Below are 26,058 nucleotides of genomic sequence, written 5' to 3'. Positions count from 1 at the left end.
CTGTAGGACATTTATTAATGAATGGCCTACAGGAAAGAAAATACAGCGTAACTCCCGGGAGAATTTGTTACTAAAACTTTATGGGTATCTGAAAGAATTTATAAGAGTAAACTTGACCAAAAATGACATACTGCAGTTTGTCCTGGTTATCACTCCATACTTCTTCCACATACACCCACGTGTTAAGAGGAATGCGGCCAGAGGCAGCTATGCATAACACTCTAAACGGAGTATATAGTAGTCTTATCTGCCCTGTAACATTGACAATTAGCAAAACATTACTATTGTAATACTGGTAATGCATTTTTTTGAGTATAAAAAGAATATTAAGCCTCCTTAGGGGAATGAAAGAGAAGGCTGTGTTATAAGTACTAATTGAGGAACCAGTTCTCTGTTTTATCCTGGAGGGCAAATCGTAATCTTTCAACAAACTGATAGGCATTTACACTTCTATCGATGAAGTTGTCTATATATGAACTCTTGTTTGCTCCTGTAAACAGATTATACAGCTTCCAAAGGTTGATATTTCCTTCTCTGTCCCTACAGAAGCTAGTGTCCTTATAATAATCCTTTACCACGGTATTTATCTGGCTTTCTCCTAGCAATAGGGAAGGAATTTCAGCTTTCAGATGTGTAGGTAGGTGAGGATACATTTTACATCTGCCCACAAGCATCGCAAACTCCTGTTCAGTAAGAGAGAATTGCGCCAGTTGTTGCAATTGGTGAAGATGGTAACTCGCATTATAGTTCTCTATTAAACTTTTAATACATATACGAAGTTGACCTATACTGTTCACCCGCAGGTCTTCCATAAAACCATCTGTCCAGACACAAAGATTTGTACATACCTTATTTTTAAAACCTATAAATACTTTAAAATGCTCATCTGCTCCCTTTTTGTTATAAAGGTTATCCAGGTTATAAGCCTTTACTCCACCTATGCATAACGAAAGTTTATTACCATCAATTTCATCATGTATTGAAGGTATTTCAATAACAAAAGCCATGCGTTCATAATACAATGTCTTTTCATACTCTAACAGTTCATTAGCAGCCTTATTCTTCGCTTCCGGTATTCTGCCCTTAATAGGATGGGAAAGCCTTACAGCAGGCTTTAAAATGCATTCTGAAGAATATATTTCTCGAACTATACTGTCAGTTGCATTTATAAAATCAACATGACTGATGACAGGTTCATTGTCTTTTAAAAAGACCGGGATTAAATGGTGATCTCTTATTTCTTCAAAAGATGCTTCTATTGTGTTGGCTTCAATAAATGGTTTAGATCTTGCCATTTCTTCTAAAAGAATAATTTCATCTATGACAGTTGCATAGGTATTATTTTGTTCCTGTGGTATTACTGATAGTTCCATTACTGTTTTGATTTTGATTGTTTATCAATGATTTTGGTATCAACTGTTTTTCCAATTCAATTCTCTTCTTAGAAAATATACTCTTAGTATTTTCATCGTTAGCTGGACTAGCGTAATACAACTTTAAAAGCTCGTCCATGCTTTTACATTCATTTATTCTTGCTGGAAGTTCTTTTGGAGCTGACTGTAATTCCTCTTTTCCTGTATTACACCAATTAAGAATAGTTTGGCCGGTTTCAGGAGTTATAATAAAGGACGGTTTTCCTTTGAACAAAGAAGTTCTGTCTTTTGTAGCAGTGGTAGAATTAGTGATATCAATTTCAAAGACAAGGGTAAATTCGTAGTCCATTCCTTCTCTTGTTACTCCTTTCATTCCTACCTTTTCAGGAACTTGTTTACCATTCTTTTCTGACAGAACATATTCCTGTTTTGCTCTTATAGTCCCTACTATATGGGCAGGAGATTGAAGAATACGCTGAACAAAAGAATTATGGCGGGGAGTAAGTTTGTTCCAGTTTGTATAACTGTTTCCTATCATTTGGGAGTGTTGGTCCAGAATATTTTCCCACTCATGAGAGATGCTGTCTATAATGATTACCTCCATGCCTTCTTTTTCACATAAATCAAGTGCTTGTATATACCTCTCCGGAGTAAAGGGAGGTGTTATGGTCATAACAAAAAAATCTCCGAGATGAGAATACAGTTCAGAAGACCGGTTTTCTGTGTCAATTACTACAATCTTGTTCCAGTTATTACAAAGACCATATGCAAGAAGCAAAGCAGAATAAGTTTTTCCGCTTCCCGAAGGGCCTTGCAAAGCCATTTTAATCTTAACCCTTTTTCGCGATGCCTTTAGTAGCTCCATTTTTAATAATTTAATGTTAGAAAATAAAAAAGGCAGAGCTGTCTTGCTCTGCCTTCACTTAAGAAATTAATTTAACCCTAGAGGTTAAAATGCTGATACCATTCTTTGTCTCTGAGGTTCGACGAAAGTTGTAGGTTGCTCAGGAACATACTGATAAGAATGAGCTAACGACACCACTTCACCTGTTTCTGGAACAGTGTAATCATAAGGGTCACATTGTACTCTTTCAATAGTACCTGGCATTCTACTTCCTATTAAATTTTTAGCAACTTCCTCTGAAAAGGTTGAGGTAATAGAACATTTCTTTGCTGTTGCATAAAATCTTCCTGTATCCATAGATTGAACCATCTCAATATCTCCCTGCAACTGTAGGGAAACAAACGTTTTTCCTGCTTCTTTTTTGCTTTCTCTTAAAGCATAACCTGTAATAGTTACCATAAAAATGTGTTTAAGTTAAAAAATGAGTATGGGGGTGTTTAACCCTCACGTACAGGTGGGGGTAGAGATGGGGTCTGTAATTGACGGGGATACATATATAGTAAAAACTATACAGCTGTAGATATATTCAATTACTTATTAACTATAAATTTTCTTATGATACATAAAAAAGGGAAAAGATGCTTTGTGTTTAAATATTTACGCTACATCATTTTCATCCTTCCTAAATTATAAAATACAATTTGTCCACTCGAAAACCCTTGTTTTTCAAGAACCTGATATTGTCAAAACTAACACTAAAAGTTATGGTGCAATTTATGGTGAAAGTAAAATAAATATACTGTTATTATATATCTAAGTTGCTTAAAATCAAGTGACCCTGTAGGGACTCGAACCCTAGACCCGCTGATTAAGAGTCAGCTGCTCTACCAACTGAGCTACAGAGTCTAAATAATTGTTACATCTATCCTCTTTTGGCCACTACATCTTTTTCGCTAAAAGGAAAAAAAGTATTCAAAGATTTACCAGAATCATCTGTCACTTAATAAAAATACTAAATATAAATTGAAAATTGTAATGATAACATTCGAACAATAATTACATTTATTCAATCAATACTAACTCATGAAAAAATACTTTATTCTTTTAGTCATCATTTTTTTGAATATGGCATCAGGCCTAAGGGCTCAAGACAATTTAGATAGCGTTTTACCTGTTCGAGGTTTTTGCATTGGGTCACCTAAACCTAAAGATGTAGATGCGTTTACAAAATTCATTGCAGAGGAGTTAGCGCCGCGAAAAGTAAATACACTTATCGTACGTATTGATTACAATTATCAATTTAAAAGTCATCCCGAGTTCGTTGCAGATAGCTTAACGCTTACAAAAAGTGATGTAAGAAAAATGGTGAATGCCTGTAAAAAGAATAATATCCGCATTATACCGCAGATCAATCTTTTGGGTCATCAGTCTTGGGCTAATCATACCGGCAAATTGTTGAGTGTTTATGCCGGGTTTGATGAAACACCTTTTTTGAAAATGCCCGAAAAATACGAATGGCCAAATGTGGATAATTTGTATTGTAAAAGTTATTGCCCTTTACATCCTGATCTGCACAAAATTGTATTTGACCTGGTAGACGAAATATGCGATGTATTTGAAACAAATGCTTTTCATGCGGGCATGGATGAAGTATTTTATCTCGGCGAAGACAAATGTCCGCGCTGTAGTGGAAGGGATAAAGCAGAATTATTTGCAAATGAAGTTAGAACGGTAAACAACCATCTTGTTGGCAAAAACAGGCAATTATGGATTTGGGGAGACAGGTTGATTGATGGTAAAACAACAGGGCTTGGCATGTGGGAGGCCAGTTATAATAACACCTACAGGGCCATTGATATGATACCAAAAGACGTTATCATTTGTGACTGGCATTATGAGCGTGCAGATAAAACACCGGTTTACTTTGCAATGAAAGGTCTTAATGTAATTACGTGTCCATGGCGAGTTCCTTCACTGGCTGTTAGGCAAACAGAAGATATGGTAAATTTCAGGAAAGAATCTTCTAAAGAAATGCAACCCAGGTTTTACGGGATGATGCAAACGGTATGGTCAGACGCCGGGGCATTTTTAGATGGATTTTATGAAAATAAAAAAGATGACAAAGGCGGTGATAATACACCCTGGAATAGCTTCAAAGCCATGTACGAAGAAATAAATAGCCTGAGATAATCAAATGAAACAACTGCCGGTAAGCTTGCATTCTATCGATGTTTTCAGGGCAATTACCATGTTTCTAATGATTTTAGTAATTGATTTTGATACTGTTACAAACATTCGGGATCGCATTAACCTGTAAAACTAACCTGCAAAAGTACAATTACCACCCCCGAGATCGCTTTCAAACTAAATGCGAATAACTTCAACACTTAATTTTCATTTTAACAGCTATGAAAAAAATCTTATTTCCTGTTTCTCTTGTTATTTCTGCTTTTATAGTTAATGGGCAGGCTAATCATATGGATTTTGAAAAATATAATCCAACCTCCACATTGGTTGTTCCTCAACATATATTAACCAAAGCTAAGTATCCTTTTATTGATGTTCATAATCACCAGTTTGGTATGCCGACACAAAATCTGAATGATTTGGTTAATGATATGAATAAGTTGAATATGGCTGTAATGGTAAACCTGAGCGGGCAAAGCGGAGATATACTTAAAAAATCAATTGAGAATATAAAAGCCACAGCACCAAAGCGTTTTATTGTATTTGCAAATATTGATTTTGCAGGTATTGGTGAAAGTGACTGGACGACAAGAGCTGTTAAACAACTTGAAGAAGACGTAAAGAATGGTGCGAATGGCTTAAAGATCTACAAGAGTCTAGGGTTGTCTGTAAAAGATAATTTGGGAAAAAGAGTTGCGGTTGATGATCAAAGACTTGATGCGATTTGGGAAAAATGTGGTGAATTAAAAATTCCTGTTCTTATTCATACGGCTGATCCAAAGCCTTTTTGGGACTCATTAGATGAAAATAATGAAAGATGGTTGGAGCTGGTAACACACCCCGAAAGGAAAAGGGGTAATACCAATCCGGCACCTTTTGAAGAGTTGCTCAATGAGCAGCATCGCATGTTTAAAAAGCATTCTAAAACCACTTTTATTGCCGCCCATTTTGGTTGGTACGCTAATGATCTTGCAAAGCTTTCATTGTTACTGGATGACATGAATAATGTTGTAGTTGAGTTTGGCGCTGTGATAGCAGAACTTGGCAGGCAACCCAAAGCGGCTAAAGCATTTTTTACAAAATACCAAAACAGAATCTTATTTGGAAAAGACAGTTGGGTTCCTGAAGAATATACAACCTACTTCAGGGTTTTAGAAACCCAGGATGAATATTTTCCTTACCACAAAAAGTACCATGCCTTTTGGAGAATGTACGGTATGGGCTTGCCAGACGAAATTTTGAAAAAAGTGTACTATAAAAATGCTTTGAGAATAGTTCCTAATATTGATAAGACTTTATTCCCTGATTAATCTCGGTAATGGCTAAAACACGTTTTACAAGAGTGCAATCGCGTGCTAATATGTAAGACATTTATCAAAGGCTTTTTCAAAATAAGATGCATATATCTTTATTAGTGCATCCCTGGAAAAAGCGGTCTTGCTACTTCTCTGAATGGCCATGGGACGGATGCGACAATTACAATAAAAGCAATAAAATAAAACCAGAACGAACGTCTGTGTTTAGCTATGTCACTTATATCTTTCTTAGCGGAGCCTCTGCCTATTGTAATAAGAATAATACCTATAAGCATACCTGTAATATGCTCAACAGCCCAGAAACGATAAGCATTGTTTTGCATCACCGCTTTCATGCCAAGGTTTTGAATGTTTTGAAACCCCCATGGGCCCACAAACCACTGGTACAAACCTACCAATAGCATGATATGGGCTGATATCATTAAAAACAATCCGATTTTTTTATCTCCGTTTGTAAAAGGTTTATTGCCGGCAAGTCCGCTTGCTGCCTTAAAAATAGCAACCAACAACAGTATAATAACTACCCAACGTCCGAAGTTGTGTAAGTGCAATAATCCCTGGTACATACAATCTAGTTTGATTTTCGCCAAAAGTAAGGCTAAATCATTATTCAACATAGGTAATTAAATCATTGTAACAATCAATATTAAATTGAAAACGAGAATTTTGCTTTGCAAAAGAATTGTTGGAATATAGGGGGCAGTTAAGAAAAAAGAGGAAACAAACATTTACCCGTTTATTTTTGCCGGATGAAAAGGTGCGTTGTTTTTATAATTATTTCATTGGTTATTTTTTCATGTGGGCAAAACGATAAAAATGAAACTGTAAAAGATGCGGATCATCTGCAGTTGTTAGATCAACTAAAAGCAGGAGTAAAACAATACCCGGATAGTGCAGGGGCGAGAATGCGATTGATAAATACCTATGATAGCCTAAAAATGTATAAGGATGCTATTTCACAGACTGACAGCCTGATAAAAAGAGACAGCCTGAATAATGGGTTGTGGTTTACAAAAGCCCAATTGCAGGAAGATAATAAGGATACAGCTTCTGCTATAGATAGTTATACAAAAGCAATCAATATTTATCCATCGACAGAGGCGCAATTACACCTTGCTAACCTGTTTGCTGAAACTAAAAACCCTAAAGCCCTTATTGTCTGTGAAAACGTACGTAAATTAGGTATGGGCCGAGAAACAGATGCGGATTGCAATTTTATTGCCGGCATTTATTATGCAAGAACAGGAGCAGATAAACAGGCATTGCAGCTATTTGACAAGGCAATAAATGATAATTATACATTAATGGAAGCTTATATGGAAAAAGGTTTTATTTATTATGACAATAAAAATTATCCTGAAGCTTTAAAAGTTTTTGAAACGGCTACAACTGTAAATAACACGTATGCTGATGCTTATTATTGGAGAGCAAAATGTCGCGAAGCGTTAGGCAATAAAGCTGAAGCTATTCTTGATTATAAACGATCTTTAGGGCTCGATAACCAGTTGAAGGAAGCAGCGGAAGCGGTGAAGAGGTTGGAGTAAAAAATCTATAACGAACAGTGAACAATAAACAATAAACAATTAATAAAGTCACCTACTAAACCATTTAACCATACACTATGCCCATTATAGCGCCTTCTTTATTAGCAGCTGATTTTTTACACTTGCAGGACGAATGCGATATGCTGAATAAAAGTGAGGCCGATTGGTATCACCTCGATGTAATGGATGGAAGGTTTGTTCCTAACATAAGCTTTGGATTGCCGGTAATACAGCAAATAAGAAAAGCAACAACAAAGGTTTGTGATGTACACCTGATGATCGTAGAGCCGGAAAAATATACCGAGGCCTTTAAAAATGCTGGTGCTGATCGCTTATCTGTTCATATAGAAATATGTAATCATTTGCACAGAAATATAGAGCAAATAAAAAGCCTTGGTATGAAGGCGGGGGTTGCTATTAATCCTCACACTTCAGTTAGTTTACTGGCAGACATTATTCACGATATCGATACTGTTCTCATGATGACTGTTGATCCGGGCTTTGGAGGGCAGGAATTTATTCCTCATTCTTTCGAAAAAATCAGGCAGGTTAAAAAAATGATTGATGAAAAAGGATTGCATGTTCATATTGCGATTGATGGAGGTGTAACGCTTGAAAACGCTCCGTCAATAATAGGTGCGGGTGCCGATGTATTAATAGCAGGAAGTACTGTTTTTAAAGCGCCCGATCCTATAGCGGCTATAGCCCGGCTAAAGGCGATTGGCGGTTAGCAATTACAAACATATTCACGCTCCAGGTCCATTACTGTTACTACTGTCAAGTGCCGTTTTCTTGGGGCAAATATTATTCGCACCTTCTGCCCGTCTTTGGTTCTTCCCTCGAGTGCATAAGAAGGTCCGCGGGGGTCGCTAAGGTCACTTTTATTGTAATTAATGGTTCCATTAACTAAAATATCTTTTACTTCCTGCTGTGAAATATGCCTGCACTTCATTCTGCACTTTGCATGTTTTGTAAAAAATAAATTGGTTGTAGAGCGGTCAAATTTTACCTGCTCTTGAGCATTTGCTGTTGTATTTGCCGGCTGTCCCTTTTTTTCAGTTACAACAGGAGGCTGAGAAGTATTGTTACATCTTCTGATTGAAACTGCAATAACCGCCATTACTATCAACAGTAATATCGGCAGTATCTTCTTCATATTCATAACCGAAAGTTAAATAACCCAAATGGGATTAGAAAATGTAGTAATTATTTTATTTGCATCGTAACTCAATTCCTGACACAATTATCCCTGTACTATCTTTGCCTTATGGATGAAAAAAGATCAGTAGCATTTCACACATTAGGTTGCAAACTTAACTATTCAGAAACCTCTGCTCTTTCAAGGCTTTTAGAGAATGAAGGATTTGAAAAAAAAGATTTTGACAGCAAGGCAGATGTGTACGTTATCAATACGTGCTCTGTTACTGACAATGCAGACAAAGAATGCAGACAGCTTGTGCGGCGAATTCAAAGAAAAGCTCCGGAAAGCCTGGTAGTTATAACCGGGTGTTATGCCCAGCTAAAACCAAAAGAAATAGCGGCAATCGATGGCGTTGATCTTGTGTTAGGAGCGGCTGAAAAATTTAATATTGTTCATCACCTTAAGGACCTTACAAAAAACGACAGCGCTAAAATCTGTAGTTGTGATATTTCGGAAGTTACTGGTTTCAATGCCTCTTTTTCTGTAAACGACCGTACACGCACTTTTTTAAAAGTACAGGATGGCTGTGATTATAACTGTTCATTTTGTACCATCCCAATGGCAAGAGGCAAAAGCCGTAGCGATAGTATAGAAAATGTTGTGAGAAATGCGGAACAATTGGCGAAGACAGGTGTTAAGGAAATTGTATTAACAGGCGTTAATCTCGGAGATTTCGGTAAAGGACCTTTCGGTAGTAAAAAGCATGAAGAGAATTTTTTTGAACTGGTAAAGGCGCTGGAAAAAGTTGATAAGGTAGAACGTTATCGCATTTCATCCATCGAGCCCAATCTGTTGACGAACGAGATTATAGCGTCTGTGGCAAACAGTGATAAATTTATGCCGCACTTTCACATACCGTTGCAAAGCGGCAGCAATGCAATACTTGCGTTAATGAGAAGAAGGTATAAAAGAGAACTCTATACAGAAAGGGTGAAACTAATAAAAACATTAATGCCGCACTGTGCTATTGGGGTTGACGTAATTGTGGGATTTCCAGGAGAAACAGATGAGCATTTTATGGAAACATTTGATTTTCTGCACAACCTCGATATCTCTTACCTGCATGTATTTACCTACAGCGAACGAGCAAATACATTAGCAACAGAAATGAAAGAGGTTGTACCTGTAAATGTTCGTCACGAAAGAAATAAAAAGTTGCGCAACCTTAGTTATATGAAGATGAGCGAACACACGAGAAGGCATATAGGGCAAACAAGGAAAGTGCTTTTTGAAGGAAATAGTAAGAATGGCATGATAGAAGGGTATACAGATAACTATATAAGAATTAATGCTCCTTTAAAAAATGAATGGGTGAACAAAATTGTGGACTGGACAATATAAAAATACTAAATGGAGAAATCTGGCCTTAAAAGATTTATTGTCACCATAAATTTTTTTATGGATGAGGAATTTATGGCTTTGGTTCCTGCTCACCGAACCTATATAAGCTATCTTATTAATAAAAGTACTATTGATTCCTATGCGGTTAGTATGGAAAGTTACCGAACATGGATAATAATGATTTGTGAAACAAAAGCTGAAGTGCAAAAATACCTTGAAAAGGCTCCCTTATATAAGTATTGGACTATTGAAATTGATGAACTGTTTGTATATAACGGACAAACCTATCGCTTGCCTTCTTTACAGATGAATTGATTCAATTCTAATTTTCCATTATTGACATTTTCTGTATTGATGACCACTGTATTAATTTAACAAATTACGCAGTTTGTTATCATGCCATTTCTTCTATAGTAGCACCAATACCCCGATCTGTAATGGCATCGCATTGAGGTTTCAAGTCCTCATAACTGCCATTTTTTACGGCATATTTTCCTCGTGTATGAATTAACATAGCACATTGTTCGGCTTGCTCCTCCGTATGTCCACAAACTTCAATAAGTGTTTCTATCACCCATTCAAACGTATTTACCTCATCATTCCACACAATTATATGATATGTTTTTTCAAAGCTTGTAAGTACGTCTGTAACTGTTTCCTCCAATGTTTCTCTTCCTGGAATCATATCATCACTTTTTTGCAAAGTTATTCCTAATACATTTAGGAAATCGGGCGGGCTTTTATAAAATTTTTTGTATAGAGCGTTTAAATTTTTTAATTATAGTTTTGCCATAAAGCCGGAAGATAGAAGGATATGTGAATGGAAGAAGTTGCAGTAGCTATTGGAAAGGCTATACTAAAATCAGTTCAACAGCTTCCATCATTTATCCAAAAACAAATTTTAGTATTATAAATAACAGGTTTTATCCGGCTTCCTGAACCGTTTAGAAAGCTTAAACCTCTATTCTATGGGATTATTTAACAGGGCTGAAAAACATGAAGAGATTGAAAAGCCGGAGGCTGAGGTCCCTGTCATAAAGATCGACAGTATTTATCACGGACTAGAGTACCTGGTTCAACTGGTAAAGGAAATACGGCCGGTCCGTCAAAAAAATTATAAAGAAGCAGAGCTTAAATTCAAAGCGCTCTTTTACCAGTTACAAAACGATAAAAAAGCGTTGTTTTCATTACGAAAAGCATTGCTGTCCCAATTTTTAAACAGCGATTTTGTACCTGCTCTCACTCAAAGCGGGATGCTGGGTTCGCGGGGTGTTTTACAGGAGTTGGTTACCAAAGTGAAGCACCGGATATTACCCCCGCTTTTAGAGCCAAATAATTTCCTGTACGTTATTAACCATGTTTTTTATAAGAAAAATGATAACGTATGGGTTGAAAAAATTGATCGGAAATTATGGATCAACTTTTTTGAAGTATTAGGCATCCAGGTAAGTGTCACAAATAAAAGCATACTGCAGCAGCTAAATGAGTCCTTGCATATTTTAGCGCAAAGAACAGTTACTCTGGGTTTGGAAAGGGAAATAATGAGGAATTACCCAAACCTTAACTACCAGGAGTACCCGTTTTTTTTGCTGGATCAGGCGGTACAGAAATATTTTCTTTTGTATCAAAGCAACGCACCAAGGGAAGATATTTCAAATGCTGTAAGACAAATAGTTGATGTAATAAAAAATTGCAAAGAAATAATAGATAGCATTAGCGAGTTGAGAAGAAAGAATGGTACCAGTCTTTCACAGACTTATATACTTATCAGAATTGAGCAGCACCTGGAGCGGATAATGGTAATAACTGACGTACTTGATAGTGATTATAATTTCAATACCGACAGATTTCTCGACTATTTTATAAGAGTGATTACCTATGAAAAGAAGAAAAACAGCATTCGTGAATTTTTAAGTGCAAACTTCTCTTTTCTTGCTTTTAAGATAACCGAGCATGGGGGAACGCGGGGAGAAAAATATATTACTGCCACTCGCAAGGAATATTGGTCAATGCTGAAATCAGCTATGGGAGGTGGTTTTTTTGTTTCTTTTACTGCGTTAATAAAAAATCTTATAACAAAGGTTCCTTTGCCTCCATTTTGGCTGGGTTTCGCATATAGTGCAAATTATGCTGTCGGTTTCCAGGTAATGCACGAGACGCATACGACCCTTGCAACAAAACAGCCAGCTTTTACAGCTTCGGCACTGGCGAGTAATCTCGATTATTTTAAAGAATACAGAAAGCCGGATATGTACGCACTCGCCATCACTATAGCGCGCACTTCACGAAGCCAGCTTGCCTCTTTTTTTGGAAATCTCATTATTGTTTTTCCATTAGCTTACGGATTGGCGGCCTTGTATCATTATGTAACCGGGCAGTATTTGCTTGATAATAAAGCCGCGATTCATATGCTCGAAGAGCAGCATCCTTTCTTAAGCCTTTCGATTTTATATGCCTGTTTTACCGGCTTTTTTTTATTTTTAAGTGGACTAATAGCAGGCTATGTAGAGAACGGGATCAATTACGGAAGGGTAGGAGAGCGTTTAAAAAATCACCCAGTATTTAAAAATACACTTCGGCCGAAAAAGCTGGAGAAAGTAACAAGGTATGTTGAAAACAACATGGGTGCATTAGTTGGTAATGTGGCCCTGGGGTTTTTTCTTGGAATGGCAGGTTTTTTCGGACATATTTTTGGTTTTCCTTTCGATATACGGCACATTACTATTGCCTCCGGTAACTCAGCTATTGCTTATTATACCACAGGAAATGCTCCCGGAAAAACCTTTCTGCTTACCGTTTTAGCCGGTGTATTGCTGATAGGATTATTTAATTTTCTTGTAAGCTTTGCCCTTGCTTTTCTTTTGGCAGTAAAAAGCCGCGATATACGATTGAGGGATTACCCGGAAATGGCAACGGTAGTTACAAAGTTTTTTATAAAGTTTCCTTTAGATTTCTTTTTTCCACCTAAATACCCGCGAGAGATCGATGAAGTAAAAAGAAAATTTAGATTTAAGAAAAGCCTTTAAATTTCTTTTTGAGCTATTTTTAAGTTCTCAATTGATATTAAAGGAGCTTTCACTTTTCGTTTTGTTGTTTTTTTAAAGAAAAAAGATAAAACCTTTTTTTATCTCAAAAGTTATACTAAGTTGTACTGCATAAATAACATGAAATACTGCTAAAACACAAAAAATGACTTCTGTATTTCAAAGAGACTTTTTATTGAACAAAGTTAAAAGCAAAACAAGCTGGGATGTTATTGTTATTGGGGGCGGTGCATCAGGTTTGGGAATTGCTTTGGATGCTGCAAACAGGGGCTATTCCACTTTGTTATTAGAGCAATCAGATATTGCCAAAGGAACATCAAGCAGAAGTACAAAGCTGATACATGGAGGGGTAAGGTATCTTGCAAACGGAGATTTAAGGTTAGTGTATGATGCATTACACGAGAGAGGAATTTTGCAACACAATGCAGCCCATCTTGTGAAGAAGCAATCTTTTGTCATTCCCTGTTACACCCTGCTGTCCAAAATCAAATATTATTTTGGTTTAAAATTGTATGATTTGCTTTCAGGCAGTTACAGTCTTGGAAAATCAGAAGCTCTTAGCCATGATGAGGTTACCAGACTTTTTCCAGGACTCAAGGCTGAAGGACTTGTGGGCGGAGTTAAATATTATGATGCCCAGTTTGATGATGCGCGGCTTGCTGTTAATTTAGCCCAGACTTGTGTTGAGCAAGGCGGTGTTGTTTTAAATTACTTTGAAGTAACGGGCTTAGTTAAAAAAGATAGAAGAATACAAGGAGTAACGGCAAAAGATATAGAAACAGGAAAAGAATATACTTTTTTGTCGAAAGTGGTTGTTAACGCTACCGGAGTATTTGTAGATAATATTCTCAGGATGGACGTACCAGAGAAGAAGCCGATGGTAAAGCCAAGCCAGGGAATACACATTGTTATAAAAAGGTCATTTTTAAATGGGGAGTGTGCCCTTATGATTCCGGAAACAGCAGATGGAAGGGTGTTATTTGCAATACCATGGCAGGAACATATACTGGTTGGAACAACTGATACACCGATCGACGAGTATTCTATGGAACCTCAGGCTCTTGATAAGGAGGTTAAATTTATTCTGGATACCATTAAACAATATTTAAAACACCCTCCTGGTGAAGAAGATATTTTAAGTGTTTTTGCAGGGTTGCGGCCCTTGGCTGCTCCTGCTGATAATTTAGTTAAAACAAAAGAGATTTCAAGAAGTCATAAACTTTTTGTCAGTGATTCTGGCCTTGTAACCATCACAGGTGGCAAATGGACAACCTATAGAAAAATGGCAGAAGACACGGTTAAAAAAATTATAGAAGTAGGTAAATTACCCAAAGTAGAGTGCAATACGAAGAATCTGAAAATATGCGGAAGCACAGAAATTTATACAAATAGCCATTTAAATGTGTATGGCGATAAGGAGAAGAATATATTAGAATTGGTAAAGGAGCTGCCTTTTCTCGAGAAAAAATTGATAACTACACTTCCTTATATGGAAGCCGAAGTTGTATGGGCAGTTAGATTTGAAATGGCAAGAACAGTAGAAGATGTTTTGGCAAGAAGGCTTCGCATTTTGTTTCTTGATGCAAAAGCTGCAATAGAAGCGGCACCACGGGTAGCAGAACTTTTGCAAATGGAATTGAATTATGATGAAAATTGGAAAAGCAACCAAATAATACAATTTAATAAAGTTGCTGCTAATTACCTCAGGCAAACAGAAAATTACATTTTACACCAAAATTAATTGAAACGTCAATGGGAAACTATATCCTTTCGCTAGACCAGGGAACTACAAGTTCACGCGCAATTCTTTTCAATCGGGCCGGCAATATTGTTTCTCTTGCCCAACGGGAGTTTACCCAATATTATCCTTCTCCGGGCCATGTAGAGCATGACCCCACTGAAATATGGTCATCACAGGTAGGTGTAGCCACGGAAGCTATGATAAAAGCGGGACTTACTCCAAAAGATGTGGCTGCCATTGGTATTACCAACCAGAGAGAAACTACTATAGTCTGGGACAGGCGAACCGGCAAACCTATTCATAATGCTATTGTCTGGCAAGACCGGCGCACCGCTGGTTATTGTGATGAGCTGAAAGAATCTGGCCACAGCAAAATGATACAGGAAAAAACAGGGTTAATTATCGATGCTTATTTTTCTGCTACCAAAATAAAATGGTTACTGAAGAATGTAGAAGGTGCGCGGGAAAGTGCGGAAAAAGGAGCATTGGCTTTTGGTACTGTAGATAGTTGGCTAGTATGGAATTTAACGGGAGGTGCAGTGCATATAACAGATGTTACAAATGCTTCCAGAACCATGCTTTTTAATATTCATACGCTCACTTGGGATAAAGACCTCCTTGATCTTTTTGATATTCCTGAAAGTATGCTGCCAGAGGTTCGTTCCTCCAGTGAGGTTTTTGGTGAAACCGCGGGTAATATTCTTGCCCATAAAATTCCAATTGCCGGAATAGCCGGAGACCAGCAGGCAGCTCTATTTGGACAAATGTGCACCAGGCCAGGAATGGTAAAAAATACTTACGGTACAGGATGTTTTATGCTGATGAACACAGGAAACAAGCCGGTAATTTCAAAAAATAATTTAATAACCACAGTTGCATGGAAGATAAATGATGAAGTCATGTACGCTCTTGAGGGAAGTATTTTCATCGGCGGAGCGGTTGTTCAGTGGCTAAGAGATGAGCTGGGTATTATATCTTCAGCTCCGGCAGTAGAAGATCTGGCTAAAGAGGTTAGTGATAATGGAGGCGTTTATCTTGTGCCTGCCTTTGCAGGTCTGGGCGCACCCCATTGGGACCAACATGCACGTGGTACAATGGTTGGAATAACAAGAGGAACCAAAGCGGCTCACATAGCTCATGCTGCGCTGGAAAGCATCGCCTTTCAAACAATGGATGTACTCAATGCAATGCAGGCAGATTCGGGAGAAACGATTCTTGAATTGAGAGTTGATGGCGGAGCAGTCTCAAATGATCTGTTGATGCAGATACAGGCGAACGTATTGAATACTGCAGTTGTAAGGCCAGAAATAACTGAAGTTACTGCCCTGGGAGCTGCCTACCTTGCCGGACTGGCGACCGGATTCTGGAGCAGCAGGGAAGAACTTGAAACCCAGTGGAAACTAAACAGGCAGTTTGATGCAGAAAATATTAACAATGAATTGCTTATTCAAGGATGGCACAGGGCAGTAAAAGCTGCTAAAGCATGGGCAGAAGGGTGAGGTACTTTTTCGTGATGGGGTGTGACGAAAAAGCTTAAAATGCTTCAATTTTCCTTCTTAGCATTTCTTTTACATCGTTTTCCCATTCGTCCTTTAAGATTGATAATACTATCGAATCTCTTCTTCCTCCTTCTCTCTTTGGCATATTACTTCTTAGTATGCCATCTACTTTACAGCCAATGCTTTTCATTGCAGCTATGCTTCTGGCATTTTCATTGTCTGCCCTGAATTCTACCCTTTCCATATGTAATTTTTCAAAAGCAAATTCCAGTAATAAATACTTGCAATTTTTATTCAGCCCCGTACCATGAAACTCCTTTCCATACCATGTGTAGCCAAGTTGCAACGTTTGGTAATCTTGCTGAATATCGTAAAATCTTGTACTTCCTGCATATTGTTTGGTCCTTTTATCGAAAACAATAAAAGGATATTCTTTTTGTTCGTTTCTTCCCTTTTGTGCTATCGCTAAATAATTACGAAGATTATCGTGGCCTGCTGCTGTTACTAATGAGTATTTCCATAATTCAGGTTCCCTGGCACTAAATCTCAACAAATTTTCAAAATCACTTTGTAGCAACGGACGAAGCAAAACAAGTTGGTTCTCCAGTATGTATTCAGCATTAAAATCTATAACTTCCTTCATTTTTCTATAAACTCTTTTAGCTTTTTCAGTTTGTATTAATCGCTTAAAAATAAGGATATTGCAGTATTAAATATCAATAATTATGTGTGGAATTGTTGGTTATACCGGCAAGCGGGAGGCTTACCCGGTGGTATTGAAAGGATTAAAAAGACTTGAATACCGCGGTTATGATAGTTCTGGTATTGCCTTGGTAAATGCATCTTTAAAAGTGTACAAGAAAAAAGGAAAGGTAAGTGAACTGGAAGAATCCGTTATCGGAAAAGACACTCATGCACATACAGCTATTGGTCATACCAGGTGGGCGACCCATGGTGAGCCCAGTGACCGTAACGCACACCCCCACAGAAGCTCTGGTGGTAAGCTGGCAATGATACATAACGGCATTATAGAAAATTATGCATCGATAAAGCAGGAACTCCTGAAAAAAGATTACGAATTTAAGAGTGATACCGATACAGAGGTGCTGCTGAATTTTATAGAAGATATAAAGCTGCACGACCACTGTAGTACTGAGCAGGCATTAAGAATAGCGTTGAAAAGAGTGGTAGGAGCGTATTGTATTTTGCTGGTTGATGAGGATGACCCTGAAACAATTATCGCTGCAAGAAAAGGTAGTCCCCTGGTAATAGGAATAGGTAAGGGTGAACATTTTCTTGCTTCAGATGCCTCCCCGATTATTGAATATACAAAGGAGGTCGTATATGTAAATGATTACGAAATTGCCATCGTAAAACCAGATGAGCTGGTACTGAAAAATCTGGGAAATGAAAAGCAGACTCCTTTTATTCAAAAGCTTGATATGGAGTTGGCGGCAATAGAAAAAGGAGGCTACGAGCATTTCATGCTTAAAGAAATTTATGACCAGCCAGACTCTATTTTTGATTGTCTAAGAGGCAGGCTACATGCCAATGCAGGTACGATTACTATGAGCGGTGTTGAAAATCATTTGCCTGCACTTATTAACGCCCACCGGATGGTAATGGTCGCTTGCGGCACAAGCTGGCACGCAGGACTTATTGCAGAATATTTGTTTGAAGACTTGTGTAGAATTCCCGTTGAAGTAGAGTATGCCAGTGAATTTAGGTATCGCAATCCTGTTATAAATAAAGGTGATGTAATTATTGCTATTTCTCAGAGCGGTGAAACGGCTGATACCCTGGTAGCGCTCGAAAATGCAAAAGAAAAAGGCGCTTTTATATTTGGTGTTGTAAATGCGGTTGGAAGCAGCATAGCCCGACTGAGTGACGCGGGTGCTTATACACACTCAGGACCTGAAATCGGTGTGGCCAGTACCAAAGCATTTACAGGACAATTGGTCGTGCTCGCAATGATGGCTTTTAAAATAGGCTATGCAAAAGGTTCGATTGATAACAAAAGGTATATGCATTTATTAACGGAATTAAATAGCATTCCGGATAAAGTAGCGCAAATATTAAAGGAAAGTGCAGCTGCTGTACAGTCTGTTGCAAATAAATATAAAGACGCAAGAGACTTCTTGTACCTGGGCCGCGGATACAATTTTCCGGTTGCGTTAGAGGGTGCCCTGAAGCTTAAAGAAATATCTTATATACATGCAGAAGGTTACCCTGCAGCGGAAATGAAGCACGGACCGATAGCCCTGGTAGATGAAAATCTGCCCGTGGTGTTTGTAGCAACAAAAGACAAATACTACGAAAAAATTGTATCAAACATACAGGAAATAAAGGCCAGGAAAGGAAAAGTAATTGCTGTTGTTACAGAAGGCGACACTATAATTTCAGAAATGGCCGATGATGTCATTTATGTTCCCGATGCAGATGAGGCATTAGCTCCACTGTTAAGTGTTATTCCATTACAATTATTAAGTTATTACATTGGCATTGCAAAAGATTTAGATGTAGATAAACCAAGAAATCTTGCAAAGTCAGTTACGGTAGAATAATTACAAAACCTGGAAAAAATTGCTGAAATGTTTGTTGTGCGGTACAAGTGTGCGACGCAACGATGGCCGCTCGTGAGACCGGTGTTGGTAACATAAATCGAATTCCTTTTAAAAATTCTTATCAATTCTATGCCTACAGCTATAAATGATATTCGAAAGCGAAGTATCTCCTCTCTTGGTTACGGCTTTATTACCTCTGATTATTTACCCCAGGGAAAAGATGAATATTACCTGCGGGAAATGCAGAATAAAAACGGGATAAATTACCGCCAGCTTTCTGCTTATGAAATTGAAGTGCTGGTAAGAAACAGAAACACATCAGACGACTGGAATAAGATTTTAGTATCTGATGCCTTTAACCCTGAACTTGTAAAAAACTGCAAGTTTTTTGGACTTGTAAGAATAGGGAAGTTGGAACCTTTTTGCCTGGAATTTAGCGATTTGAAAGTTCCTGTCGGGTTATATAACTCTACAATTATAAGCTGCGATTTTGGTGACAATGTTGTGATTGATAATGTAACTTACCTGTCTCATTATATCATTGGTAACGAAGTAATTATCGTTAATGTAAATGAACTCGTAACTACTAATCATGCTAAGTTTGGAAACGGAATTGTAAAAGAAGGCGAGGAAGAAGAGGTAAGAATATGGCTTGAAGTATGCAATGAAAATGGTGGGCGAAAGATTATTCCTTTTAACGGAATGGAGGCAGGAGACGCTTATTTATGGACAAAGTTTCGTGATGATGAAGTCCTCTTGCAAAAGTTTAAAGAATTTACTGAATCAAAGTTTGATAAGAAAAGAGGCTATTACGGGAAGGTGGGAGATCGAACCGTTATTAAGAATTGTAAAATTATAAAAGACGTTTGGATAGGAGCTGACGCATACTTGAAAGGAGCTAATAAACTAAAAAATCTAACAATACATTCGGGGCCTGAAGGTACATCTCAGATAGGTGAAGGGTGCGAAATTGTAAATGGAATTATGGGTTTTGGCTGCCGTGCGTTTTATGGTGTAAAGGCTGTTCGTTTTGTAATGGCAAATCATTCACAGTTAAAATATGGCGCACGCCTTATCAACTCTTATCTTGGCAACAATTCAACTATTTCTTGCTGCGAAGTTTTAAACACGCTTATTTTTCCGGCCCACGAGCAGCATCATAATAACTCGTTTTTATGTGCAGCCACAGTAATGGGACAAAGCAATATTCCTGCAGGTGCAACCATTGGTTCTAATCACAACAGCCGGGGTGCAGATGGAGAGATAATAGCCGGAAGAGGCTTTTGGCCCGGCTTATGCGTTAGCCTTAAACACAATTCAAAGTTTGCAACCTTCACTATGATTGCAAAAGGTGATTACCCCGCAGAATTAAATATTCCCATACCTTTTTCATTAATTAGTAATGATGTTACACGAGACCGGCTTGTTGTAATGCCTGCTTATTGGTTTATGTACAATATGTATGCTCTCGAAAGAAATGGCTGGAAATACAAAGACCGCGACAAGCGGCAAGAAAAGATCCAGAATCTTGAGTATGACTACCTGGCCCCAGATAGTATAAACGAAATAATAACGTCAATACAGTTATTTCAAAAATGTACAGGAAAAGCTTATTTTAGAAAAAATGAACCTGCAAGAGAATGTACAGATGATGAAGTTATTGCAAAAGGAAAAAAATTGCTTGAAGAAAAAGACCCCGGTATAGATGATTTGGAAATTTTAGCCGAAGGTTTTGAAAATACCAGGCGGAAAGTTGTGATCATTAAAATAATAAAGAGCTATCATATTTTTAAAGACCTTATTACATTTTATGGTGTAAACCAATTACTACAATTAATAGATAATAAAGGAATTACGAGCTATGAAAATTTACTTGATGTACTTTCCACTAAACATGTTTTAAACGAATGGTTGAATGTTGGCGGACAGCTGATACCACTAACGGAAATCAGCTTGGTAAATAAAAGAATTCGGGAAGGCAAAATAAAATCCTGGGAGTCGTTGCATTCTTTTTACTCGCAACAAACCAAATTGTATCCTACTCAAAAACTTGCGCATTCACTGGCAGCCTTTCAATTGGTTTCAGGCGTACACCTTAAGAAATTGGGAAAAGTAGCATTTAGAGATCTGCTCCGGGCGGCTCTTGCAACAAGAGAATGGATGACACAAGGCATTTACCAATCAAGAGCAAAAGACTATACGAATCCCTTCAGGAAAATTCCTTACGACAATCAAAAAGAAATGGACGAAGTGGTCGGCAAGCTTGAAGACAATTCTTTTATAAAACAGCAGAATGAAGAATTGGCGAGATATCAAAAGAAAATAACAGGAATTATAGAAAAATTTAACCTTTACTAGTTCTTGTAATTTTAATGAAGGTAAAAGAATCGCAACGGATCTAGGAAAAAACTTACCATTTCCATTCTTTTAGTTCTGTAAGACTAAAATGAAAATTGACAGTTACACCTTTATGTACTCCATCCACAACATCACCCTCTCCTGATTTTCTCTTAAAAGTTCTCTTTTGTTTTTCTAAATGATAAATGCGTTCCAGCTCTTCACAAGATTGAAAATAAACTTTGAACGAGGCTTTATCAACAATACATAAACGGTTTAGTAAAAACCAAACAATAACAGTAGATGTTCCGGTGGTTTGTTGAATTGTAAAATATCTGAGCAGGTCGCTGAGATTGAGTGCAATTGTTTCAGAAGGTTCTAAATTACTGTGGGGAAGATATTTTTTAACCTGCATAAACGTTCGTTGTTGCACTTTCACTTCTAAATAAGAATAAATGCTGCGATCAGGGTTTTGTATTTCAATATCAGGATAACCTTCTTTCTGAGTTTTTGCTGCTGAGTATTTTCCTGCTGTATTTATTCGCTTAATAAGCATTTCTTCGAAGCTTTCAGAAAGCGAAACATCATTCTTAAAAATATAAGTTCCCTTACTTACACCATCACAAGGTGTGTGACACCTGTCGCAGTCAAATATAAAATCACTCAGCTTGATGTAAGCCATGCTTTAGATGGTGTAGTTTACAATGATCAGATGTTTTGTGTCACGATTATTTCTTCCCCTGACATTGTAAGTATATGTTTTGTCAAATTCAATAAACCTGCATTGGGGTACAGCGTACAACGATCTTATAAAATCAGTTTCTTTAATAACCAGCATCCATTTAGCTTCTGTTTGCAGCAATACATCTCTAAGCCTTACCTGGTCATCTTTCGTAAAAGAATTCTGATCATATTCAGAGAACTCGCTGTCATACGGCGGATCTAAAAAAATAAAATCGTTTTTTTTGGGTTTTGTTTTAAAAAGAAATTCAGAAAAATCATGATTATAAAATTTAGCCTTTTCAAATAATTGCACAATATCTTTTACAAAAATATTTTCCACTTTTAAACGGAAATTCTTTTTGTTATAAGCAATACCCCCGTAGGGAATATTAAATCCGCCCTGCCTGTTGTAACGAAACATAGATGCATAACAGAATTCTCTTATAAAATACCAATTGGCTGCCGTTTTCGCATCATTTAAATTAAGCTTGCCTGCGTATTGCAAATTCATAAGTTCACGCAGAAATAAATAAAGACCGCTTTTTATTCCGGTTTCAATATGGTCATCTAGTTCGTTGTCATTAAAGCTCCTGTTTTCTTTGACGCAAATTGCTTTAATCCTCTTAAATTTATCGACAATTGATGCATCCAGCTTCTTTATAAACTTGTCAGGATAGATAATAAAGGACTTTTTAAATAACTGGTAATTTTCATGTAAGCATATTTCGACCAGTATTTTTTTAATGCTTTCTTTTAAAGTATTGACGTCAATTTTGTCGCTTATAAATTTTTTAAATATTGGTAACAAAAGTGGCTTTAATTCGCCTGACAGTTTTCCTGCTTCGTCCCATGCATCTGAATAGGTATTTAATTCTTTTTGCAAAGATGTCGAATGAATAAGCGAATAAAATTTTATGAGGTCTTTGCTTTTATCATTTAAAAACGCCGGTGTCGAAGGTTGCAATGCAAAGAAAACTCCTCCACCGCCAAAAAAAGGTTCAAAATATCTTTCAAAATCAGGAATAAATTCAGAAAACATTGAATACTCGTCGTACTTGCCCCCCGTCCATTTAATAACTGGTCTTACTTTTTTCCGCAATTTTTTTACTTCTGTTATATTCAATTCGTCCACTATAGTTACTGTTGTTGTAATTTAAGATATGCAATTTAGGTAAGGAAATAAGAAGCTGTTTTAAATTTTTGATTCCTGCATTAATAGCTGTATTCCCACGATTCTTCCGGCTCCCCTATTTCAAACTCTATTTTTTAATGTCCCTTACCTAACCGGTGACAAAAAAATTGGAACAAATAAATGTGATCAGAAAATTATAAATATATTTTAAAAAGCTTTAATGGTTAATATTATAAATAGTCATTCATTTTAAACGCTTAACTTAGATGTAAGTACAAAAGGAAGCTATGTTTAAATCCTCTTTTTTATTGCTTTTTGTGACTCTTATATCTTTTAAAATACAAGCTCAACCGCGGGTATTAAGCGGCTACCTTTTAGATAGTCTTACTCATTTTGCGATCCCCAACGGAACTATTACAAATGCTACCGCTAAGAAGAGCGCTCAGACTACTGAGAAGGGATTTTTTCGCCTGCAGGCCTCTCCCAATGATTTTATTTACGCAGTTGCAAGATCTTATCATTACGACACACTCGTCTATTCAAATATTTTTACTGATACCATTACCATTTACTTATCACCATTAGGAAATGTTTTGCCAACTGTAACAGTAACTACAAAGTACACGAAATACCAGTTAGACAGCATAGAACGAAGAACTTCATTTCAACAAAGCATGGGAAAACCTGTTAAAACACTTTCTACAGATCACCCCTCAGGTTTTGGCCTCACTTTTAATCTTGATAAACTTCTTGACAAGAAAGACAGGTATAGAAAAAGAGATGAGCAGATGTTTGAGGTAAGAGAAAGAATGGCATATGTTGATTCCAGGTTTTCTCCGCATATTGTTGCATATTACACAGGTTTGAAAGGAGACACCTTAAAAAACTTTTTGAATAAATACACGCCTGATTACAACTGGTTAAGGCAGCACCCTTCTAACGAAGATGTGCTGTTTTACATTAATGATAAGTTGAAAGCCTACCATAAAATAAAAAAACTTTAAGCAGGTTCAAAATGCGGCACAATATTTTTACAGTAACTGAAAAAATATCAAATGAAAAAAATAATTCTTTTCTCCTTAGCCGCAGCAGGAATCGTGTCGTATTTATTAAATAGAAAAAAAACAGCAGTTAAAACAGAACCAGAGTTGCATACGCATCATCTTACACAGGCTTTTTCTAAAGCAAAACAACACGCTATCAATAGCTAATAAACTTTTTGTTCCCGCTGTATTTCTTTGACACTCAGCGGGAACAATTATAAAGTCTACCATTTCTCAAGCCATCAATTTATCTTTTTTACTCCGCTGTTCTAATAAAGTTGTTATCGCCCCTAACTGCTGCAATTATCTTAGTCCCCCATTTTGTTCTCTTTATTACTACCTATTTGAAGGCTTCATTTAACTTATCAACGAGGTACTATTCAATTATTTAGATCTAATGGATTATCAGTAATAGTGAGAATAATTTTTTCGCTCAATAAATTATTTTAGATTTATCGGATTATTCTGATGATTGTCATTGCAAGTACCATGAAATTAAAAAGTCTGCTGGTTTTTTATTTTATTTTCTTTTCTTTATCTGCACAAACAACGCAATGTTGGTACAACCTATCTAGTGGCAAAGACTTGCAGGCTTTCTTTCCTAAGTATTGAAATAAAAGAATTACAATAAATAATAATAAATATTGCAATATGAAAAATACACGTCGCCTTTTTATTAAGCAAACGGCTCTGGCAGGAGCCGGAGCTATTGTGGCCAAAACAGGATGGACCGCCAAAAGTTATAATAGAATCATTGGTGCAAATGACAGGGTAAGAGTAGGAGTGATTGGTTTTTCTGACAGGCACCGCAGTTCGCATATTCCTAGTTTTATGAATCATTACAAGGAACTAAATTTTGATGTGGTTGCTGTATCTGACATTTGGAAAAAAAGAAGGGAAGAAGGGGTTGCTATATGGAAAGAAAAAATGGGTCACGATGTTACCGGTTGTCGTAACAATGAAGAGCTATACGACAAAAAACTGGCGGATGCAGTTTTTATTAGTACAGCCGATTTTCAACATGCCACCCATGCCATTCAAGCAGTGAAAGCTGGTTGCGACGCATATGTAGAAAAGCCATTTGCAGAAACAATGGAAGATAATCGTGCTGCTTTAAAAGCAGTTAAGGAAACAGGCAAAATTGTGCAAATTGGTTCACAAAGAAGAAGTGGCGCCAACTATCACGCAGCAGACGAGTTTATAAAATCAGGCAAGTTTGGACCAATAGTAATGGTCGAGTTAACATGGAACGTAAATCAACCCGGTCGTTGGCGGAGGCCCGCTCTGGTTGCGCAGCTAAAGCAGGAAGATACCGATTGGGACAGATTTTTGATAAACAGGCCTAAAGAAGATTGGGACCCAAGAAAATATTTAGAATATCGTTTGTTCTGGCCCTATTCTTCAGGCCTTGTGGGCCAATGGATGAGTCACCAGATCGATACGGTGCATTGGTTTAGCGGTTTAAAACATCCACGAAGTGTGGTTGCCAACGGAGGAATTTATGCATGGAAAGACGGGCGCCGTAACTGGGATACGATCACTGCCGTGTTTGACTATGGTCCCCAGGACGATCCTTCCACTGGTTTCCAGGTGACTTTTGCCTCCCGGCAGGATAATGGAGACGAAAATCCTGCGGAGATATATTACTCTAAAGGAGGAGAATTAAATTTAAACACAAATAAGGTTTCTCCGAAAGGTGGCTTAACAAAAAAGTTTGCCGATGAGATGAATATGCAACCTTTCCTTTTACCGGAAATGAGTTTAGCCAACACTGAAAAGGTCGTAGCTTCCGCAAACACTGGCGGAGATTCCCTAACCTCAAATCATGTTCGTAATTGGATGGAGTGTGTTCGCAGCCGAAAACAACCTAATGCTCCGGTAGAGGCAGGATATAGCCACTCAATTGCAAACATAATGACTACTGCCGCGGCTCATACTGGTTTAAAATCTTCGTTTGACGAAAACACACAAGAAGTTATGGTTGGAGGCAAAGCCTTCAAATATTGATTGATGCAAGAACATTAATAAAAGAAGGATTTAGCAGGTAGCTAAAATCTTTTTTCAACATCGTTGTGTCACTCACTTGTGCTTTCACATCTTTACGCTGCTTTTCTCAACAAATAGAAAGCAGAGTCCAGAAAAGCGAATTATTTTTTTATTTAAGGATAA

Annotated in this window: 24 protein-coding genes and 1 tRNA gene; 14 read left to right on the top strand and 11 right to left on the bottom strand. The window is 37.3% G+C overall.

Annotation, left to right across the window (positions count from 1 at the left end):
- Positions 1-70: 70 nt before the first annotated feature.
- From B154_RS0102345 to B154_RS0102320, 5 genes are all read right to left on the bottom strand, one after another.
- On the bottom strand, positions 71-304 hold the full coding sequence (locus B154_RS0102345) for a hypothetical protein (protein ID WP_018611550.1): 234 nt from the start codon (positions 302-304) through the stop codon (positions 71-73).
- 67 nt (positions 305-371) lie between these two features.
- The gene (locus tag B154_RS0102340; RefSeq protein WP_018611549.1) at positions 372-1,373 is read right to left on the bottom strand and encodes a DUF3871 family protein; all 1,002 of its coding nucleotides are present in this window, start codon (positions 1,371-1,373) and stop codon (positions 372-374) included.
- Positions 1,339-2,238, bottom strand: coding sequence for an AAA family ATPase (locus B154_RS0102335; protein ID WP_026259905.1), 900 nt, complete (start codon positions 2,236-2,238; stop codon positions 1,339-1,341). The genes B154_RS0102340 and B154_RS0102335 overlap by 35 nt, the downstream gene beginning before the upstream one ends.
- 84 nt (positions 2,239-2,322) lie before the next feature.
- Positions 2,323-2,676: a hypothetical protein gene (locus B154_RS0102330; protein ID WP_018611547.1), complete on the bottom strand. Its 354-nt coding sequence runs from the start codon at positions 2,674-2,676 to the stop codon at positions 2,323-2,325.
- A gap of 374 nt (positions 2,677-3,050) precedes the next feature.
- Positions 3,051-3,123: transfer RNA gene (locus B154_RS0102320), tRNA-Lys, on the bottom strand.
- 177 nt (positions 3,124-3,300) lie between these two features.
- On the opposite strand from B154_RS0102320, the gene B154_RS0102315 reads away from it, so the two are divergent.
- On the top strand, positions 3,301-4,407 hold the full coding sequence (locus B154_RS0102315; protein WP_033410836.1) for a family 20 glycosylhydrolase: 1,107 nt from the start codon (positions 3,301-3,303) through the stop codon (positions 4,405-4,407).
- A 218-nt stretch (positions 4,408-4,625) separates the two neighbouring features.
- Positions 4,626-5,714, top strand: a complete 1,089-nt coding sequence (locus tag B154_RS0102310) for an amidohydrolase family protein (RefSeq protein ID WP_018611544.1) — start codon at positions 4,626-4,628, stop codon at positions 5,712-5,714.
- 101 nt (positions 5,715-5,815) lie between these two features.
- On the opposite strand, the gene B154_RS0102305 is transcribed toward B154_RS0102310, so the two are convergent.
- On the bottom strand, positions 5,816-6,286 hold the full coding sequence (locus B154_RS0102305) for a hypothetical protein (RefSeq protein WP_018611543.1): 471 nt from the start codon (positions 6,284-6,286) through the stop codon (positions 5,816-5,818).
- 183 nt (positions 6,287-6,469) lie between these two features.
- Between B154_RS0102305 and B154_RS0102300 the strand changes: the two genes are divergently transcribed.
- Together B154_RS0102300 and rpe are read left to right on the top strand one after the other, a co-directional pair.
- Positions 6,470-7,264 carry a tetratricopeptide repeat protein gene (locus tag B154_RS0102300; protein WP_018611542.1) on the top strand — a complete coding sequence of 265 codons (795 nt, stop codon included), beginning with the start codon at positions 6,470-6,472 and terminating at the stop codon, positions 7,262-7,264.
- Between the two features lie 77 nt (positions 7,265-7,341).
- On the top strand, positions 7,342-7,995 hold the full coding sequence (gene rpe / locus B154_RS0102295; RefSeq protein ID WP_018611541.1) for a ribulose-phosphate 3-epimerase: 654 nt from the start codon (positions 7,342-7,344) through the stop codon (positions 7,993-7,995).
- On the opposite strand, the gene B154_RS30465 is transcribed toward rpe, so the two are convergent.
- Entirely contained in the window at positions 7,992-8,420 is a 429-nt protein-coding gene (locus B154_RS30465; RefSeq protein ID WP_169337635.1) for a DUF4258 domain-containing protein, read from the bottom strand. The two genes, rpe and B154_RS30465, sit on opposite strands and share 4 nt — an antisense overlap.
- A 111-nt stretch (positions 8,421-8,531) precedes the next feature.
- Here B154_RS30465 and mtaB point away from each other — a divergent pair, with 111 nt between their 5' ends.
- The gene (mtaB, locus tag B154_RS0102285) at positions 8,532-9,806 is read left to right on the top strand and encodes a tRNA (N(6)-L-threonylcarbamoyladenosine(37)-C(2))-methylthiotransferase MtaB (RefSeq protein ID WP_018611539.1); all 1,275 of its coding nucleotides are present in this window, start codon (positions 8,532-8,534) and stop codon (positions 9,804-9,806) included.
- A gap of 9 nt (positions 9,807-9,815) precedes the next feature.
- The gene (locus B154_RS0102280) at positions 9,816-10,121 is read left to right on the top strand and encodes a hypothetical protein (RefSeq protein WP_018611538.1); all 306 of its coding nucleotides are present in this window, start codon (positions 9,816-9,818) and stop codon (positions 10,119-10,121) included.
- A gap of 79 nt (positions 10,122-10,200) precedes the next feature.
- On the opposite strand, the gene B154_RS0102275 is transcribed toward B154_RS0102280, so the two are convergent.
- Positions 10,201-10,491 (bottom strand): ATP-dependent Clp protease adaptor ClpS, encoded by a 291-nt coding sequence (locus tag B154_RS0102275; RefSeq protein WP_018611536.1) that lies wholly within the window; start codon positions 10,489-10,491, stop codon positions 10,201-10,203.
- Between the two features lie 283 nt (positions 10,492-10,774).
- Between B154_RS0102275 and B154_RS0102270 the strand changes: the two genes are divergently transcribed.
- The 3 genes from B154_RS0102270 (at position 10,775) to glpK (ending at position 16,090) form a co-directional block, all read left to right on the top strand.
- Positions 10,775-12,832, top strand: a complete 2,058-nt coding sequence (locus B154_RS0102270; RefSeq protein ID WP_018611534.1) for a site-specific recombinase — start codon at positions 10,775-10,777, stop codon at positions 12,830-12,832.
- 163 nt (positions 12,833-12,995) lie between these two features.
- Positions 12,996-14,591, top strand: a complete 1,596-nt coding sequence (locus B154_RS0102265) for a glycerol-3-phosphate dehydrogenase/oxidase (RefSeq protein WP_018611532.1) — start codon at positions 12,996-12,998, stop codon at positions 14,589-14,591.
- Positions 14,592-14,602: 11 nt separating this feature from the next.
- A complete protein-coding gene (glpK, locus tag B154_RS0102260) occupies positions 14,603-16,090 on the top strand; it encodes a glycerol kinase GlpK (RefSeq protein WP_018611531.1) in 1,488 nt (495 codons plus the stop codon).
- A 34-nt stretch (positions 16,091-16,124) separates the two neighbouring features.
- Here glpK and B154_RS0102255 read toward each other — a convergent pair whose 3' ends face one another.
- The gene (locus B154_RS0102255) at positions 16,125-16,733 is read right to left on the bottom strand and encodes a GNAT family N-acetyltransferase (RefSeq protein WP_018611530.1); all 609 of its coding nucleotides are present in this window, start codon (positions 16,731-16,733) and stop codon (positions 16,125-16,127) included.
- A gap of 82 nt (positions 16,734-16,815) precedes the next feature.
- On the opposite strand from B154_RS0102255, the gene glmS reads away from it, so the two are divergent.
- Positions 16,816-18,654, top strand: a complete 1,839-nt coding sequence (gene glmS, locus B154_RS0102250; RefSeq protein ID WP_018611528.1) for a glutamine--fructose-6-phosphate transaminase (isomerizing) — start codon at positions 16,816-16,818, stop codon at positions 18,652-18,654.
- A 129-nt stretch (positions 18,655-18,783) separates the two neighbouring features.
- On the top strand, positions 18,784-21,012 hold the full coding sequence (locus B154_RS0102245) for a DUF4954 family protein (protein ID WP_018611525.1): 2,229 nt from the start codon (positions 18,784-18,786) through the stop codon (positions 21,010-21,012).
- Between the two features lie 52 nt (positions 21,013-21,064).
- Here B154_RS0102245 and B154_RS0102240 read toward each other — a convergent pair whose 3' ends face one another.
- Together B154_RS0102240 and B154_RS0102235 are read right to left on the bottom strand one after the other, a co-directional pair.
- Positions 21,065-21,673 (bottom strand): hypothetical protein, encoded by a 609-nt coding sequence (locus tag B154_RS0102240; RefSeq protein WP_018611523.1) that lies wholly within the window; start codon positions 21,671-21,673, stop codon positions 21,065-21,067.
- Between the two features lie 3 nt (positions 21,674-21,676).
- Entirely contained in the window at positions 21,677-22,846 is a 1,170-nt protein-coding gene (locus tag B154_RS0102235) for a DNA adenine methylase (protein ID WP_018611521.1), read from the bottom strand.
- 287 nt (positions 22,847-23,133) lie between these two features.
- On the opposite strand from B154_RS0102235, the gene B154_RS0102230 reads away from it, so the two are divergent.
- The 3 genes from B154_RS0102230 to B154_RS0102220 all read left to right on the top strand — a co-directional run bounded on the left by B154_RS0102230 (position 23,134) and on the right by B154_RS0102220 (position 25,896).
- The gene (locus tag B154_RS0102230) at positions 23,134-23,850 is read left to right on the top strand and encodes a hypothetical protein (protein WP_018611519.1); all 717 of its coding nucleotides are present in this window, start codon (positions 23,134-23,136) and stop codon (positions 23,848-23,850) included.
- Between the two features lie 51 nt (positions 23,851-23,901).
- Entirely contained in the window at positions 23,902-24,057 is a 156-nt protein-coding gene (locus B154_RS32100; RefSeq protein WP_018611517.1) for a hypothetical protein, read from the top strand.
- A 483-nt stretch (positions 24,058-24,540) separates the two neighbouring features.
- The gene (locus B154_RS0102220; RefSeq protein WP_018611516.1) at positions 24,541-25,896 is read left to right on the top strand and encodes a Gfo/Idh/MocA family protein; all 1,356 of its coding nucleotides are present in this window, start codon (positions 24,541-24,543) and stop codon (positions 25,894-25,896) included.
- Positions 25,897-26,058 lie beyond the last annotated feature (162 nt).

The sequence above is a fragment of the Segetibacter koreensis DSM 18137 genome (assembly GCF_000374045.1).
In the GTDB taxonomy this organism is placed as follows: Bacteria; Bacteroidota; Bacteroidia; order Chitinophagales; family Chitinophagaceae; genus Segetibacter; species Segetibacter koreensis.
This window is presented reverse-complemented; position numbering and strand designations above follow the sequence as displayed.

Excerpts from the sequence above, each read along its gene's own strand:
- B154_RS0102310 (WP_018611544.1), top strand. The coding sequence starts at position 4,626 with ATGAAAAAAATCTTATTTCCTGTTTCTCTTGTTATTTCTGCTTTTATA.
- B154_RS0102330 (WP_018611547.1), bottom strand. The coding sequence starts at position 2,676 with ATGGTAACTATTACAGGTTATGCTTTAAGAGAAAGCAAAAAAGAAGCA.
- B154_RS0102255 (WP_018611530.1), bottom strand. The coding sequence starts at position 16,733 with ATGAAGGAAGTTATAGATTTTAATGCTGAATACATACTGGAGAACCAA.
- B154_RS0102240 (WP_018611523.1), bottom strand. The coding sequence starts at position 21,673 with ATGGCTTACATCAAGCTGAGTGATTTTATATTTGACTGCGACAGGTGT.
- B154_RS0102300 (WP_018611542.1), top strand. The coding sequence starts at position 6,470 with ATGAAAAGGTGCGTTGTTTTTATAATTATTTCATTGGTTATTTTTTCA.
- B154_RS0102265 (WP_018611532.1), top strand. The coding sequence starts at position 12,996 with ATGACTTCTGTATTTCAAAGAGACTTTTTATTGAACAAAGTTAAAAGC.
- B154_RS30465 (WP_169337635.1), bottom strand. The coding sequence starts at position 8,420 with ATGAAGAAGATACTGCCGATATTACTGTTGATAGTAATGGCGGTTATT.
- B154_RS32100 (WP_018611517.1), top strand. The coding sequence starts at position 23,902 with ATGAAAAAAATAATTCTTTTCTCCTTAGCCGCAGCAGGAATCGTGTCG.
- mtaB (WP_018611539.1), top strand. The coding sequence starts at position 8,532 with ATGGATGAAAAAAGATCAGTAGCATTTCACACATTAGGTTGCAAACTT.
- B154_RS0102245 (WP_018611525.1), top strand. The coding sequence starts at position 18,784 with ATGCCTACAGCTATAAATGATATTCGAAAGCGAAGTATCTCCTCTCTT.
- glpK (WP_018611531.1), top strand. The coding sequence starts at position 14,603 with ATGGGAAACTATATCCTTTCGCTAGACCAGGGAACTACAAGTTCACGC.
- B154_RS0102220 (WP_018611516.1), top strand. The coding sequence starts at position 24,541 with ATGAAAAATACACGTCGCCTTTTTATTAAGCAAACGGCTCTGGCAGGA.
- B154_RS0102280 (WP_018611538.1), top strand. The coding sequence starts at position 9,816 with ATGGAGAAATCTGGCCTTAAAAGATTTATTGTCACCATAAATTTTTTT.
- B154_RS0102305 (WP_018611543.1), bottom strand. The coding sequence starts at position 6,286 with ATGTACCAGGGATTATTGCACTTACACAACTTCGGACGTTGGGTAGTT.
- rpe (WP_018611541.1), top strand. The coding sequence starts at position 7,342 with ATGCCCATTATAGCGCCTTCTTTATTAGCAGCTGATTTTTTACACTTG.
- glmS (WP_018611528.1), top strand. The coding sequence starts at position 16,816 with ATGTGTGGAATTGTTGGTTATACCGGCAAGCGGGAGGCTTACCCGGTG.
- B154_RS0102345 (WP_018611550.1), bottom strand. The coding sequence starts at position 304 with ATGCATTACCAGTATTACAATAGTAATGTTTTGCTAATTGTCAATGTT.
- B154_RS0102335 (WP_026259905.1), bottom strand. The coding sequence starts at position 2,238 with ATGGAGCTACTAAAGGCATCGCGAAAAAGGGTTAAGATTAAAATGGCT.
- B154_RS0102275 (WP_018611536.1), bottom strand. The coding sequence starts at position 10,491 with ATGATTCCAGGAAGAGAAACATTGGAGGAAACAGTTACAGACGTACTT.
- B154_RS0102230 (WP_018611519.1), top strand. The coding sequence starts at position 23,134 with ATGTTTAAATCCTCTTTTTTATTGCTTTTTGTGACTCTTATATCTTTT.
- B154_RS0102340 (WP_018611549.1), bottom strand. The coding sequence starts at position 1,373 with ATGGAACTATCAGTAATACCACAGGAACAAAATAATACCTATGCAACT.
- B154_RS0102315 (WP_033410836.1), top strand. The coding sequence starts at position 3,301 with ATGAAAAAATACTTTATTCTTTTAGTCATCATTTTTTTGAATATGGCA.
- B154_RS0102270 (WP_018611534.1), top strand. The coding sequence starts at position 10,775 with ATGGGATTATTTAACAGGGCTGAAAAACATGAAGAGATTGAAAAGCCG.